At 41.7% G+C, this 16,013-nt stretch carries 10 protein-coding genes; 6 read left to right on the forward strand and 4 right to left on the reverse strand.

Going from position 1 to position 16,013, the window contains the following annotated elements; all coding sequences use genetic code 11:
- Positions 1–38 precede the first annotated feature (38 nt).
- Positions 39–848 (reverse strand): ABC transporter permease, encoded by an 810-nt coding sequence (locus tag WKK05_RS31320; RefSeq protein WP_341526899.1) that lies wholly within the window; start codon positions 846–848, stop codon positions 39–41.
- Positions 849–1,856 (reverse strand): ABC transporter ATP-binding protein, encoded by a 1,008-nt coding sequence (locus WKK05_RS31325; RefSeq protein WP_341526900.1) that lies wholly within the window; start codon positions 1,854–1,856, stop codon positions 849–851.
- A gap of 229 nt (positions 1,857–2,085) precedes the next feature.
- Between WKK05_RS31325 and WKK05_RS31330 the strand changes: the two genes are divergently transcribed.
- Both WKK05_RS31330 and WKK05_RS31335 read left to right on the forward strand, forming a co-directional pair.
- Positions 2,086–2,235, forward strand: coding sequence for a hypothetical protein (locus WKK05_RS31330; protein ID WP_341526901.1), 150 nt, complete (start codon positions 2,086–2,088; stop codon positions 2,233–2,235).
- 18 nt (positions 2,236–2,253) lie between these two features.
- Entirely contained in the window at positions 2,254–4,224 is a 1,971-nt protein-coding gene (locus tag WKK05_RS31335; protein WP_341526902.1) for a bifunctional serine/threonine-protein kinase/formylglycine-generating enzyme family protein, read from the forward strand.
- A gap of 25 nt (positions 4,225–4,249) precedes the next feature.
- Here the strand turns inward: WKK05_RS31335 and WKK05_RS31340 are convergent, their stop codons facing one another.
- Positions 4,250–6,388, reverse strand: coding sequence for a protein kinase (locus WKK05_RS31340; RefSeq protein ID WP_341526903.1), 2,139 nt, complete (start codon positions 6,386–6,388; stop codon positions 4,250–4,252).
- A gap of 170 nt (positions 6,389–6,558) precedes the next feature.
- Positions 6,559–8,253 (reverse strand): serine/threonine-protein kinase, encoded by a 1,695-nt coding sequence (locus tag WKK05_RS31345; RefSeq protein WP_341526904.1) that lies wholly within the window; start codon positions 8,251–8,253, stop codon positions 6,559–6,561.
- A 242-nt stretch (positions 8,254–8,495) separates the two neighbouring features.
- Between WKK05_RS31345 and WKK05_RS31350 the strand changes: the two genes are divergently transcribed.
- From WKK05_RS31350 to WKK05_RS31365, 4 genes are all read left to right on the forward strand, one after another.
- Complete coding sequence (locus tag WKK05_RS31350; protein WP_341526905.1) at positions 8,496–10,007, forward strand: phenylacetate--CoA ligase family protein; 1,512 nt, start codon at positions 8,496–8,498, stop codon at positions 10,005–10,007.
- 931 nt (positions 10,008–10,938) lie between these two features.
- Positions 10,939–12,321 carry a substrate-binding domain-containing protein gene (locus WKK05_RS31355; RefSeq protein WP_341526906.1) on the forward strand — a complete coding sequence of 461 codons (1,383 nt, stop codon included), beginning with the start codon at positions 10,939–10,941 and terminating at the stop codon, positions 12,319–12,321.
- A 956-nt stretch (positions 12,322–13,277) separates the two neighbouring features.
- Positions 13,278–14,486 carry a choice-of-anchor tandem repeat GloVer-containing protein gene (locus tag WKK05_RS31360; protein ID WP_341526907.1) on the forward strand — a complete coding sequence of 403 codons (1,209 nt, stop codon included), beginning with the start codon at positions 13,278–13,280 and terminating at the stop codon, positions 14,484–14,486.
- An 894-nt stretch (positions 14,487–15,380) separates the two neighbouring features.
- On the forward strand, positions 15,381–16,001 hold the full coding sequence (locus WKK05_RS31365) for a hypothetical protein (protein WP_341526908.1): 621 nt from the start codon (positions 15,381–15,383) through the stop codon (positions 15,999–16,001).
- Positions 16,002–16,013 lie beyond the last annotated feature (12 nt).

Consider the following 16,013-nt stretch of genomic DNA (forward strand, 5'->3'; position numbering starts at 1 on the left):
GCGCTGGCTCATTAATCGCGTCTGTGCAAAAGTCAAGACTACTGACGTTGAAAGCGCAGTGCATCAATTGATTGTGCTGTGAGAAAGATACCTAAAAATATGTAACTGGCAAATAAAAGCAAGCTACTAGTATCGAAGATTCCTTGGATTAATGTACTGTAATGTCTCAGCAAGGACAGATAACCCAAAGCTTCGCCGACAGAACCAGGGATAATTTTGGCAATAAAATCAATGAATAATAGGAATAAAATGACTGCAAAAGTGAGAACAGCAGAGAGGATTGTACTGTCTGTTAGAGAAGAAATAAACATTCCTAATGACAAAATTGCAGCTGCTAGCAAGATTAATCCAAGATGAGCCAATAAGGGAATTGAGGCTGGCATTGGTGGATTTGACCCACCAAGAGCGATCGCTTCAAACGCTAGCATGGGTAAGACGATTGTTGTAAAAAATGTCAGCACGCCTAATAATTTACCTACAGCTACCGCCCAATTTGTGATTGGTGACGTGGCTAAGAGTTCTAAAGTGCCTCGTTTGCGTTCTTCGGCATAAAGTCCCATTGAGAGAATTGGCAGCACAAACAACAACAGCCACCCCATTCGTTCCAAAAATGCCCGCACAAATTCATATGGGACATCTATTGGCGGTATTGGCACTCCCTGTTGTCCTTGTAAATCTATTGCAGCGACTGTTGGCAATATACCCTCTGGCCCTAGCAAAATCATCACGAAAAACAGCCCCGCGATGAACCAAAATATACCTGCGATCGCATACGCTAAAGGCGAGAGAAAATAACTCTGTAACTCTCGGCGATAAATGGCAATAATATTACTCAGTACTACACCCATTTATGCTGCTTCTCCTTCTTGGGCTGGTGAGTCTATCTCATCCAAATTCTTTTCTTCTGTGGTCAATTGTAAGAACACATCTTCTAAAGTAGCGTTGACACGCCGCATTTCATGTAAACCAAATCCTGTACGCACTAATGTTGCGACAATATCCTTTCCTGGTTCTTTTCCCGGCTGCGATATTACCCGCAGATAAGCACGATTATTGCTTAAGGGTTGATGACCATGTATTGCTGCTGTCGGAAATGATTCTACCAGACTCACACCTGCTACATTTTGCAATACCTGTTTTGCTAAGGCAGCTTCTCCTTCTATTTCCAATTCATACCCTGCACCACCTGTCAATTGTGTCATCAGGTTTTCTGGGGTATTTGTTGCTACTACTTTGCCTCGATTGATAATCGCCACGCGGCTACAAGTCATGCTCACTTCGGGCAGAATGTGCGTGGACAGAATAATTGTGTGCGTACCAGCGAGGCTTTTAATTAAATTCCGCACCTCAATAATTTGGCGGGGATCAAGCCCAACAGTAGGTTCATCCAGAATAATCGCCGGTGGATCGTGGACGATCGCTTGGGCAATGCCAACTCTTTGGCGATATCCTTTGGAAAGTTTGCGAATAATTACGTGGCGCTTGTCTTCTATATTGCAGCGTTTCATTGCTGCTAGTACCTTTTTGGCGCGATCGCCTGCTGATACTCCTTTAATCCGCGCCACAAAATGCAAAAATCCCTCTACTGTCATTTCTGGATATAACGGCGGCGTTTCTGGTAAATAACCAATTCGCTGACGCACAGCCAGGGAATTTTCATGCACATCATAGCCAGCAATCTTGGCTTTACCATTAGTTGCAGGCAAATAACCTGCTAGAATCCGCATAGTTGTAGTTTTGCCAGCGCCATTAGGCCCTAAGAACCCTAAAATCTCCCCTTGCTCGACACTAAAAGTGACATCGGTAATAGCTGGGGTAGAACCGTATATTTTACTCAGATGTTCAACTTCAATCATCGGCTTAGTGGCGATCGCAAATTATGAGATATCCAATAATCTTAGATCACCAAAACAGTGCTTGCTTTGGCATAGCTGTAAACTGTACATCAGGCACTTGTAATAAAAAAAACTGAAAATATCTATCTGCTGTCATTTGTAATTTGTGGTGTAAATCGAGTAAAGACTAAGGAGTAAGGACAAATGACAGTCTTAAAAAAAAAGTATTTATGTTAGAAGCAATACACTCATGAGCCGAGTTGGACACTGGAGCGATCGCTATCCAGGCACGTTATCTCAATTCTCTGAAATCAGGCTACAGAAAAAACCTGTAAACCCGACTGTAAATAGACTTTCTCAATTACGAATGAGCAATTGGTACAACTATATTTTTCGCTAATAGGAGGGTAGCACAGGGATGGCACTTGAGTATGGGTTTTTTAAGAAAACACTGGATAGACGTTACAAAATCCTGAAAAAACTAAGTGAAGGAAACTTTGGTGAAACCTACTTGGCCATAGATCAGAAACGTCCTAGTAAACCTCTATGTGTAGTTAAGCGGCTCAAGCCAAAGCATAACAATCCCAAAGTGTTAGAACTCTTTGAGCAGGAAGCAGTAATCTTAGAAAAGTTGGGCGAACACCCCCAAATACCCCGGTTGCTGGCTCACTTTGCTGTCCGCAATGAGCTGTACATTATCCAAGATTATGTAGAGGGACACAATCTGAGAAAAGAAATTGTCCGAGGAAAGCAACTGAGCCAAGATGATGTCACAAAGCTGTTGCAGGACGTTTTAGAAGTGCTGGTTTTTGTCCATCAACACAATGTAATTCACCGAGATATCAAGCCTGAAAATGTCATGCGGTGCAAACAAGATGGCAAGCTGTTTCTGATTGACTTTGGTTCTGTCAAAGAGCTTGGCGTCCTCTCAAGTAATCAACAAAGGATGAATCCTACCAGCGTGTTCATTGGTACTCCTGGTTATATACCCACCGAGCAAGCTAGGGGTAAGCCTCGCCTAAGTAGTGATATCTACGCTTTAGGAATGATGTGTATAGAGGCTTTGACAGGAATTGCCCCCAGCCTTCTGCAAGAAGATTCTCGTACTGGGCAAACCCTGTGGCGTGACTATGTACCACAGGTAAGCGATCGCCTTGCCGATATTCTTAATACAATGGTTTGCGATGAATATACTTCGCGCTATCCCTCCGCAGTCGAAGCATTGCAAGCGCTCACTTCAACTACAGAGTTGCCGCTATCATCCTCGCCACTACTTTCATCTCCAGAGGAGTTGCTACAACGCGAAAGCAGCCGTGTAGATGAGTTTCCTAACTTGGGCGGACTGCCGTGGGATCACCCGAAAATTTGGAGCGAAGGCTCCCTCCGCTCTAATTTCTCTGTTTCCTCAGACTTCTCTGGGCAAGGTACTGCCTCATCACCTCCGATTTCTAATCTCAACTTGACAGTCAACTCGCAACTTGAACCCCAGTTGTTAGAAATTGATCAAAGTGAGTTTGAGACGGCAATCTTACCTGTACAACAATTTGAGTTTGAGATTGCTACTGTTGCTGGGAAAAGTTCATTTAACTCCACTGCTACCTATGAAATCATCCGTAGTAATAGCTGGGCGCAATGCTTAATTGAGGAGTTAGGAAACGACATCACCTTAGAGATGGTATCTATTCCCGGCGGGCAGTTCTTGATGGGTTCTCCAGACGATGAACCAGAAAGATTTGATTCTGAAAGCCCACAGCATCCGGTGAAAGTCAGACCCTTTTTTATGGGTAAGTTTCCAGTCACTCAGGCACAATGGCGGACAGTTGCGATGCTCCCTCTCATCAACCGCCATCTCGAACCTGATCCGGCTCATGTTAAAGGGGCAACCCGTCCGGTAGAACAAGTTTCTTGGGACGATGCAGTCGAGTTTTGTGCAAGGCTTTCTCAGAAAACAGGGCGAGATTATCGGCTTCCTAGCGAAGCCGAGTGGGAATATGCCTGTCGTGCCAAAACCACTAACCCCTTTCATTTTGGTGACACTATTACCCCTAGTTTGGCAAACTACAACCACAACTCTGTTTCCAGCGGCGGTTTCCAAGGAACGAATCATTGGCAAACAAGCCCTGTCGGCTGTTTTCCCCCAAATGCTTTTGGACTATATGATATGCATGGCAATGTCTGGGAATGGTGCGCGGATCACTGGCACGATAATTATCAAGGCGCTCCCTTAGATGGAAGTGCTTGGCTATCTAACGAAGAGAATCAGTCTCGTCTTATTCGGGGTGGTTCTTGGAAAAGTTCTGCAAGATTATGCCGTTCTGCATATCGCAGTTGGAATCCTCAAGATGGTCGCGGCAATCTCCTTGGTTTTCGCGTGGCAGTGTCTTTATAAGGGGATTGGGCAATTGCCCTACGGACTACTGAGGCACTGTCTGCGTCTGTGCTGGTGTGGGTTCAGGTTCAGGTGTAGGAGTTTCTGTAGGAGTTGGTGTAGGTGTGGTAGCCTGTGTAGGAGTTGGTGTAGGTGATGGGGGAGGAGTGGGATTTTCTGCGGTGATACTGAGTTGATAACTTACTGATTGTGATGCTGTAGAAACGACAACAAACTCATAAAATCCGTTTTCCGGTAATTTAGCTGAGAGAGTACGTTTTTGGGAATCTTCCAAAAATTGGATTTTGCCGGAAGGGGAATATACTGATAACAAAACTTGGGAATTTGCTTTGAGATTCAATTCCAGAGATTGTTCTTTGGCAAGTCCAGCGATAAAAACTTTTCCACCACCAGGTTGAAGAGTTCCGCTGACTGTTTTACTAATAGCGCCAGTATCAAATACAAGTTTCTGGAAAGCACTGCCAGCGAGGATAGCACTGAGCTTATCGCTGACAAAACCGTACCAAATTTGTCCTATGGGTTGATTGAGAAAATTTCTGCCCCGTTGTTCAGGAAATTCATTATAAAAGGCGGCATCCCCTAAATCATACAGAGAACGACTACCGACGTTTATTTGATTGACTTCTACTTTCCAACGATCGCGTTCAGCATTTGTATAAGTACCCAGTTGCCCACGTGCCTTGCCACTCAAAGATGTTAACTTGTCTAACAATTGGGCAGCTGTTTGATCCCATTCTGCCCGCAAACTTTCATCTTCTGTACCATCGCTGAGAGTGCGTCCCCGTAAGCTGGGATTTTTGTCCCAAAAGACTTGATTTACCAAGTTCACATAAAAATTCTGATCAATACCCAACTGTTGACGGCGATCGCTTAATCTTTGTTTACGCTGCCGTTCTGCTGGTGAATATTTATCTAATGGGTTGGTTGGCTGGGTAATACTTGGGGTAGGTGTAGGATTATTGCCTACCAATTCGCCATCGCCGCTTTTGAATCCCCACCAAGCTAATCCAGCAGTAGTTGCTAATACTAATGCTGCGATGAAGGTTTTTGTTGGTGTCCACCACGGAGTAGGAGGGGGAGAAGGGGAGAGGGGGGGAGAGGGGGAGATGGCGACAGTGTTAGATGTGGTATCTGGTGGAGTGGGATATTGAGTTGGGGGATAGCTAACTGGTGGGGTGGGATATTGAGTTGGCGGATAACTAACTGGTGGCGGTGTCAGGGCTTCTAGAACTTGACGGGCTGATTGATAGCGATCGCTCGGTCTAGCAGATAACATTTTATCTAGTACTTGACCCAAAATCGGGCTGAGACTTATTTCTCGTCGCCACTGCCAAGAAAGAGTACGAGTATCAATTAATTCTTGTGGCTGCTTGCCTGTAAGTAAAACTAGCACCGTTACCGCCAAAGCATATAAGTCGCTGTGGGGAGAAACCATCCCAGTTTGCATCTGTTCTGGGGGAGCGAATCCTATTTTACCTAATAGAGTTGGTGCTGGGGTAGATACAGCTTCGCCGGGTTGGTAATATTGCGAGGCAACAGTTGCAACTACTTGTTTGACACCGCCAAAGTCAATTAAAATTGGTAGCTGGTCAAAGGTACGCAGGATTAAGTTATCTGGGGAAATGTCGCGATGAATGACTCCCAAAGAATGAATGTACTCTAAGACTGGCAAAATTTGCTGTAAAAGTTGCCGTACTTCCGCCTCTGTAAACCGCAAACCTTTCTGTGTGCGATCATTTAATAAAGAGTTGTAAGTTTCTCCTTCTACATAATCTTGCACCAAGAACAGGTATGCTTTGTCTTCTAGGTTGATGCGTAACAGTTCCCGGAAACGAGGAATTTGCGGATGTTGCAGTTTGTAGAGAACAGTCGCTTCTCGCTGAAAAAGTTCTTCAGCTTTTTGTAAAACGTAGGCGGTTTGAACTTGAGGCGAGAATTCTTTTAAAACACAAAGTTCACGAAAGCGGTTGATATCTTCAGCTAAATAAGTGCGTCCAAAACCCCCTTGACCAATTTGACGTACAATTACATAGCGATCGCCCAAGGTTAGCCCCGGTTGGATACCATAGCTTATGGGCGTATCCAACAATTTCTCACCACACTGGAGACAAAAGCGACTGCCTGGAGAATTTTCGTGTCCTTTGGAACAATATAGGGAATTCATAATTAATTAGTCATGGGGCATGGGGCATGGGGCATTGGGCATCCCTTCGGCTTCTCCACGAGACCAAGGCGAACGTGAGAGAGCAAGTCGGCATTAGGGAGTGCTGAGCTATAAGTTACTATTCTCTCCCCCACTCCCCCACTCCCCCACTCTCCCACTCCCCCACTTCCTTATCTCCTAGATTGGACTTTACTGACTTTATCAGCAGCGATCGCATACCAAATTTGACCGAAAGTCTGTTGATTCAGTTTCCCACGGCGCTGACCAGGAAACAACTGATCAAATTTTTCATTTGTGTCTTTGTTCAGTTGACTGATTGTATAATCACCAAATTGCCCGGATCTCGCTTGCTGTCTCCAGGTGGCGTTATCTTTTGGGCCGTAGTTTCCCAGTTTTTGCCGAGCAGCTTTACTTAGGTTAGCTTGTTCTATTTTATTTAATAAATCGTCAGCAGTACTGTACCATTCATCCCGCAAAGCTGCGTCTTCCGGTTTAGACGTGAGGTTACGTCCCTTTAGTTCCGGCTTTTTAGTATAAAATGAATTATCTACTAAACGTGTAAAAAATACTTCGGAAATTTCTAGCTGTTGGCGACGACTGATAATTTGTTTAGGATTGCGACTTGTGCCTTTGTCGCCCATCGGTTTAGCAAGAGGATTTGGCAACTGTGGGATTTGCGGTAGTGTAAATGATGGGATAGTGATTGATGTCACACTACGAATAACCGCATTTACCAAAGCCAAAGTACCTGCACCAGTCAAAACTACTACAGATGTTACCCCAAGACTCACAGCAAAAGGGCGAATCCAAAGGGGTAAAGATATTGCTTTCCTAATTGCTTGCGTCTTATTGTGGAATTTACTGACAAGAATATTACTGCGTTTTTCCCCTGGAGCAACTACCATCGTCTTCAGCTTGGTAATATGAGGACTTAAGGGTTTAGTAGCAATTGAGGATGATAAATCTTTCAGGATTTGCTCGGCTTGTTGATAGCGATCGCTCGGTTTATAAGCCACCATCTTTTTTAAAATTGCTTCTAGTTTGGGGCTGACTTTAATTTCTCCCCAACGCCAAACTCCTTGATAGCTGTCGTATAACTTTTGTGGTTCTTTACCCGTAAGCAAGACTAGTGATGTCACCGCTAAAGAATACAAATCACTGTTAATAAATACTTGTCCCAGGCGTAGCTGTTCTTCTGGCGCGTAGCCTTTTTTACCTAATAAAGTGTGATTTCCAGCCAGCTTGGTGAACCAAAAACCTTGAGAAGCTGGTAATTGTTTGACACCACCAAAATCAATCAGCACTGGCAAATTATCAGAACGCCGCCAAATCAAATTATCAGGAGAGATATCACGGTGAACTACATCTAATGAGTGAATGTAGGAAAGTACAGGTAAAATATGTTCCAGTAGAGTTATAACTTCCGCTTCACTAAAAGTCTTGCCTTGAGTTTGGCGCTGTTCTAATAATTGGTCAAAATTATCACCATCTACATAATCTTGCACTAAAAAGAAAAAATCCTTACTACCTATCTTCACTTGTAGCGAGGAGTGAAAACGGGGAATTTGTGGATGCTGGAGTTTTTTTAGGACACTCGCTTCTCGCTCAAATAACTCTTTAGCTTTTTGTAAATCTTGCTGTTCTTGAACTTGGGGGGCAAATTCCTTCAGCACACAGGTTTGATTAGATTTTTTTCTATCTTCCGCCAAATAAGTGCGCCCAAAGCCGCCTTGCCCTAGTTGACGTATAATTTGATAGCGATTATCCACAACCTGCCCAACAGCAAGAGCTAATGGCTCACCGCAATGGATACAAAAGCGGTTACCGCCATTATTTGTGTGTTGTTTACTGCAATAGACCTGCATGGTGCTGAAGGATGATTAGGTTTTTATAACTTACTACAACGGATACAGTTCTGTTTACGGATATGCAATATAGGGGATTGGGGATTGGGGATTGGGGATTGAAAGTTCTATTAGCGCTAGCGGGGCGTTGAGCAGCGTCTGAGTAGAGACGCAATTAATCACGTCTGTACAAGAGTTATTATTCTCTACTCTGTCCCCATGCCCCATGCCCGTTAAAATACCAAAAGTTAGTAACAAATGTCATGAACTGCGAATCACAACGGCAGCGAGCAATCAGGGCTTTTGAAGATTTTGTGTCTACCCCCCTACAAACAGTATTACAAAGACATTTAAATACTCCCAGCGAGTCGGCTGTTTTGGCTTTATTTCATGATGTGGCTGCTAATGTCCCGGCTTACAAAGCTTTTTTAGCAGAAAGAGAAATCAATCCGGCTGCTATTCAAACCTGGGAAGATTTTCAGAAACTACCAGCGATCGCTAAAGAAAATTATATACTGCGTTATCCTTTAGCTGATTTGTGCCGCCACGGGCAGTTGCAAGAATGTGATATGATAGCTGCCTCCTCCGGTTCCACAGGTAAACCAACATTTTGGCCCCGTTTCTTTACTGATGAACTGCAAATCGCTACACGGTTTGAGCAAATTTTCCACGATAGTTTTTATGCTGACACCAGACACACCCTAGCTGTGATTTGTTTCACTTTAGGCACTTGGGTAGGTGGAATGTTCACTACTAATTGCTGTCGCTATCTTGCCAGCAAAGGTTATCCGATTACTGTCATTACTCCAGGTAACAACAAAGAAGAAATCTTACGAGTTGTGCAGGAACTTGGTTCGACGTTTGAGCAAGTAGTGCTGTTGGGATACCCGCCATTCCTTAAAGATGTAATTGATACTGGTATTGCTCGTGGTGTGGAGTGGCAGCAATATCAGATTAAGTTAGTTATGGCGGGAGAAGTATTCAGCGAAGAATGGCGTAGTTTGGTTGGTGAAAGAGTTGCTTCACAAAATCCTTGCTACGACTTTGCGTCACTTTACGGCACTGCGGATGCAGGTGTGTTGGCTAATGAAACACCGTTAAGTATATGTATTCGTCGTTTTTTGGCAGAAAATCCAAATGCAGCTAAAGCTTTATTTGGAGAATCTCGTTTACCTACACTGTTGCAATATGATCCGATAAATCGTTTTTTTGAAGTTGAGGATGGGGCATTGCTGTTTTCTGGCAACAATGGCATACCTTTAATCCGCTACAACATTTTGGATACTGGTGGCTTAATTGGTTATGATGCCATGCTCCAGTTTTTAGCAGAATGGGGTTTTAACCCAGTCGCAGCGTTAAACCAAAACGCTCAAGCTAGAGGTATTCACTCATTACCTTTCGTTTACGTCTTTGGACGCTCTAATTTTACGGTTTCCTACTTTGGAGCAAATATATATCCAGAAAATGTCACTGTCGGATTAGAACAACCAGTCATCCAAGAATGGGTGACGGGTAAATTTGTGTTGCAGGTAAAGGAAGATGCTGATAAGAACAGATTCTTATCTGTATTTGTGGAGTTAGCACCAGGAGTCGAGAGTAGCCAAGATATACAACAAGCGATCGCATCTTCAATTCTCTCGCAACTGCTACGTCTTAACAGCGAGTTTGCTAACTATGTTCCGTTAGAATATCAAATGCCACAAGTTACACTAGCGCCAATGGGTGATCCAGAATATTTTCCTATTGGGGTGAAGCATCGCTATACGCGCAACTAATAGTGAAGATATACAAAGTATGGATTTTATTTGACAGCAAAATATAGCGTTTCCAACTCCAGTGAGGTACAAAATAACCCCTCCCCAACCCTCCGCTTAGTAAGGGGAGGGTGCGCGACAGCGCGGGTGGGGTGTATTTCATGTGTCTGAGAATTGCTATAAAATATTTAGATATACTCTCAATTTCAAATAGATTGTCTAGTTATTTTTTTATAAGAAGAAAATAATTATTTAATTTTTGATATGACATCTATGTTTAATTTTCTAAAAAAATCAACTATTTAAACGCCTTAGAAATCAAAAAATATAAAATAAAATTTTTAACCTTTCCATAATAAAAGCATCATTAGGTTTTTACTTTAACCTTTTATTGTTTATCTGGTAAAACGCTTTAATTGCTATAAAACATAGCACCTCATAAAGAATTTCTAAAACTATTACTTTCTTCTTTAGTTCGCACCTTCACGGTAGCCTGTGGCAAGCCTCTGCCTGTCAGATTAAAGTAAGCAATTTTTGTAATTCAGGCAAGTTTACCAATTTATACAAGTAAGTGGGTAAAGCTGAACATAGCTTTGAGAAACGAGTCACAGATGAACAATAGTGATTGAGGGATGATTTACTAATACGTTGTCATCACTCTCTTATGCTAAAGCTAATAAATGTTTATCTTCACCAACTTAACTTTAGGAATATAGATTTAATTAACTAGCAAAAAAGAATGTATTAGCGTGAATCATGCACTCTAATATAGTAAAAACTTTGCTGTTTATTACTCTACATTCTTCAGAAATTTTGAAAATTATCGGTGATTTTATAACCTTTGTTGATGCCAGATTACTGTGCTTAGTGAAGGTTATTTATCATTGCTAGTTTGATACTTGATTTGGATTTTTAAGGTGTTGAACCTGAATTAATTTTGTAGGAGTTTTACATGGCTTTTTATTTTCATCGTCAATTAAGCTATTTGACAGGTTCAATACTTGTCATAGCAACTGGTGTAGTAGTAGCTCAATCTGCTAGTCAGAAATCCATAGCTCAGACATCCACGACCCCACCCACGTCTGGGGTAACCTCCATAAATGGTGCAGGTGCAAGCTCTGTAAATGTTCTATTTGTAGGTTCAGGAACTAATTACCCTACTGCTACAAAAGGCTCATGGTTTAATGTTTTTGGTGTTGGAAATCCTCCATCCTTAAATAATGATGTTCCGCCACAGCCATCCCCCGCATCTATACCTGCATTTCCAAACGGAACTTATGGCCCAGTCAATTCGACTGTCACATTCAGATATGCTTCAGTTGGTAGTGGTACAGGTATAACAGCATTTACTAGTCAAACTGCACCATTGGGTACTACTACTATCAACACCCCAGTTTCTTTTGCAGCTAGTGACGACCCCTTGTCAGGTGCAGTAACAATTGCTGGCGGCCCCAACTCTGGCCCAGCCGTCCAAGTGCCTGTGGTGGGTACGGGAATCGTGTTATCTTACAATGCCAGTGGTTTAACTATCCCATCAGGTGGACTTAAGCTTTCACGAGCTACCTACCTTGCTATTCTTAAGGGCAGCATTACAAACTGGAATGATCTCAAAATTAGAAATGATAACGGTGGGGCAATAATTGCAGTAAATAAACCCCTCGTTGTAGTACGTCGTAGTGACGATAGTGGTAGCACTTTTGCTTTAAGCAGTCATCTTCGTACGGCATTTGGTACTACTTCTACTGGATGGAATAGAGGAGTTGGTAAAAAAAGTATTGCTCAGCCTGCTAGTGGTATACCCAATCCGCTACCAGCTGATACAGTTGTTTGGCCAGCCAATTTCCAAAGTGCTTCAGGTGGTGGAGGTGTAGCTGACAAGATTAAAGCTACTGCTGGTGCAATTGGTTATGTGGATAGTGCTACACGCCTAGCGAAGAGTTTACCAGCAGCACTATTACAGAATAAAGCAGGTTTATATGTTGCTCCCACAGCAGGTTCGATTGGACGTGCTTTTAATGGTGTGGCTGACACAGATACAGATGCTCGGCGTATTAAAATCAAAGTGGATGATCCAAATCCATCGGGTCAAACTGCTAGTACCGCTGTGTATCCCATTGTTACCCCAACTTATTTGTTGTTTTATAGTACATACGGGAACTCGAAGATTTCAGGTGGTATTAGAGCCTATATCAATTGGGCTTTAGCAGTACCTGCTTCTAACTCAGGTACTTCAACAGACCCGAACAAGATAGCCTCAGACCGCGGATATGCCCCTCTTCCTAGTACCATCAAAAATTCGGCTCGAACTGTTGTCCAGACCTATGTGAAGCCTTAACTTTATCGGGTCTAGTACCTTGTCAAAGAATTCAGCTTAACTGAAATTAGCAGTTACTAAATTTCTTTTTTGTGGTTGACTAAAAAAATCTTGGCAAGGAATGAAGATTATGCCCCAGGAATGTAAATACATTCCTGGGGCTTTATTCAGGTGATGATTTATAGTAATTATTCGTGAAAACTTATACCAATTCAATTAATGATTGCAACACATCCTTGGGTGAAGACGCGATGAATCGCGTCTCTACAGATGGTCTATTGTCACATTCTTTTTTCAAAGAAAAATTTATTATTTTGTTACCCATGTACCGATAAAATCAACAACTTTACTGTTGTTTAAGTGCTTAAAAGTTAATCTATTCGTCACGCTCACTTACGATTTTTCTCGCTAACCATCTTGACAAATTCTGTTTGAGATGGAATGAACCAGCTCTGCCTTTTAAGGGGGTTGGAGGATCTGAGTGTGTAAGTCCTGTATATATATCTACGAGAGAATAATATCTATAATTTTTCCTTTGTATTCCCAGGCTTTTAAAATTTCTTGGACTTGATGACAGTCATAGCTTTTGCCCAAGCACAGGTGTGATTGCCAATTTCCTGCTTGAATTTGCTGTTATTTACGTAAAAATCGCAGATTTTAACTGTTTTTGTGTTTATCACAACATCAATCAAAATAAACAGTGGCTTATGCTACTAAACGAAATTACTCAGTTGTGCCGTTCACGTTATTGACCCAGTGCTAATAGAGGTTTCATGGTGTAGCTAGAAAAAGGCTTTCTGAGTCTTTTTCAAATAAGCTTATACCAAAATTTAGAATATTTTTTCACTAATGCCTAGCTCAAGGCACTAATTTTTGGTGTCTAATTTCACAAATTAATTGTGAGTAGCAGTAGCCCTGAAAAAATTCGTTAGAACTATCCACAATTAAGTCTTTACTAAACTTTTTCGAGGTATTTCATGAACAAGATTAATCTGTCCAAACAACGTCAGAGCAAAAATAGAGTATTAACTGTAACTTCTTTGACTATTTTGGCTTCTTCATTAATATTACCCTTCCAACAAGCTTTTGCTGGAACATTGACTACCCTTGTCACTTTCAACGGCACTAACGGAGCTACCCCAAGAGCTGGTGTACTTCAGGGTAGCGATAAGAATCTTTATGGAACCACTTCTGCTGGTGGTTCGCTTAATAACGGAACTGCATTCAAGTTAACTGGTTCCACTTTCACTACTCTAACCACACTGATTAACTTCACTGGCACTGGTGGAATCAACAAAGGGACTAATCCAGTCGCAAGATTATTCGAATTTTCAACCCCCAATGGCGATTTATATGGGGCAACCTTTACAGGCGGCACAAGTAACTTCGGCACTATATTTAAGCTGAAACCAACAGCTTATACAACCTTGACAACTCTTGTGAATTTCACTGGTACTGGTGGAATCAACCCAGGGGCTAACCCAGCAGGTCGATTGATTAAGGGTAGTGATGGCAATTTGTGGGGGACAGCCTCCACAGGTGGGACTAGTAATAAAGGAACTATATTTAAGGTTTCACGCACTACTAATGCACTCAACACGGTGGTAAACTTCAACGGTACTAATGGAGCAAATCCATTAGCGAGATTGCAACTGGGTAGCGATGGAAACTACTACGGCACTGCCTCAGCAGGTGGAGCAAATAATAAAGGGGTGGCGTTTAAGTTAACTCCTGCGGGAATACTTACTCCATATAGCTTTAATGGCACTAATGGGCAAAGGCCGCGGTCTGGATTAATTGAATCTAGTGGATTCCTCTACGGCACTACTTATCTAGGTGGAGCCAACAGTAAAGGAGCTATATTCAAGGTTCCGCTTGGTGGCGGTACACCCGTTTTAGTTGCCAGTTTCAATGGTACTAATGGGGCAAACCCAACGGCTGCACTCATAAAAGCAAGCAATGGTAACTTTTATGGCACAGCTTCTACTGGCGGAGCAAATAACAAAGGAACCATTTATCAGTGGAGCGGGGCAACCATTACCTCGTTATTTAGTTTTAATGGTACTAATGGGTCAACGCCAGAATCTACGCTAATTCAGCTCTCGAATGGTGCCTTGTACGGTACTACTTCTGCTGGTGGTACTTCTACTACTAGTAAAGGAACTGTGTTTAAGTTTGTAATCTAGTCTGAAATCTAATCTAGTGTAGAAAAATGGTAGAACGTAAATTTGAATGCCTATCATTTTTCTACGAGAATAAAATCGCTTTGATTACATTCACAAATATCTACTCTATACCAAGCAAATACAAGGAAGTAAAGCTAGGTTCAATAAGACAATATGGAGAGTAACTCTTTCCTGAGTTATAACATCCTAAAATCTTTGTTTCAATTGTATTTGAGGCTTTGCTGCCTTACCAAGAGTGTAACTCTAGTTTGAATTATGTCAGGATTTTAAGTTTTTCAGTTCAAAAAAACTTTGAAATGGCTCAAACTTATGTTGCAATAGATATCGAGTAGTTGATGAACATATAGAATACATAAGAATATAGCGCTTCCCACATGGGTAAGATACAGAAAAAAATTATTAACTACACAGAGAAGTCTGAGTAGCCTAAGTCGCTACTCAGAACTTTAGTCTGAACAAGATACGCGTTTGGTAAGCTAACTGTACTACCCAACGCGTGTACTTCATTCAGATGAGAATCTCTATATAAGCTTTCTTTTGAATTATTGAGGTATTTACAATTGCGATTTAGTATATCCTCTGGAAAGAAGAAGTATGACTGCGATCGCTGCTTGCTGCACTAGACTCAATCGCGTCATCTTGTCATCTTCTAATGATCTTACTCTAGCAGTTTTTACTTGTGCTCACAAAACCAATTCATCAAAATATACTTACTTTTAAATAAGCATTAACAATTTATTAACTTAAACTCAATATTAATTAATAGTTATGTATAAAATACTTTATGGCAACTTTATAATTTAATAAAAAATTAATGTTAAACCATGTTAAATTGTAATGGGTGTAACATTATAGACAACAGGCAATTATAGTACACGATAAGGAAATTAGCAAATGTCTCCACAAAGTTCTCAAGAGAGAAACTTTTTGCAAGTTTTAAGTGGTAATGTTACGAAAAAAACCCATCAGATAAGACTGGCAGTGCAAGCCTGTATCAATACTCTGGTTGAATCTATACCTTTTTTGCTTGCTATATGTGTATTTGTTAGCGTTATTAGCCTAAAAAGTCCTATTCTGCTGTTTTGTTTACTCTTTGGCAGCTTAATTACAGTCGTCGTGCAACGAATTGGGCAGCAAGTAAATTTACCAAGGCGAGCGCTCATCTTGTTACAAATCTTAGCAGTAGCCGTCATCTTAAGTTTATTTTGGTTAGACTATTTTGCAGCACCCGCACACGCACAGTTTTTTGGGGAAGCTGAAAAGTTTTTCAAAAAAACCTTGACGCAGGGTTCAACAACAAATGGTGGTGGTGGTAGCGACACAGCAGTAAGTTTAATATTTAATATATTGCGGGCAATTTACTTACTCTATATTGCAATTTCCCTGGTAGGCGTAATTAACGCAGTGCGTAAAGATGAAGATTGGCAAAGCATTGCCAGAACTCCCTTATTAGTCGTTGTTGCTGTTACCGTTGCTGATGTACTCACACGTTTTGTAATTGGCGGACAGCAGTAACTAATTCATCTT

Origin of the sequence: Nostoc sp. UHCC 0302 (genome assembly GCF_038096175.1) — a bacterium.
Taxonomy (GTDB): Bacteria; Cyanobacteriota; Cyanobacteriia; order Cyanobacteriales; family Nostocaceae; genus UHCC-0302.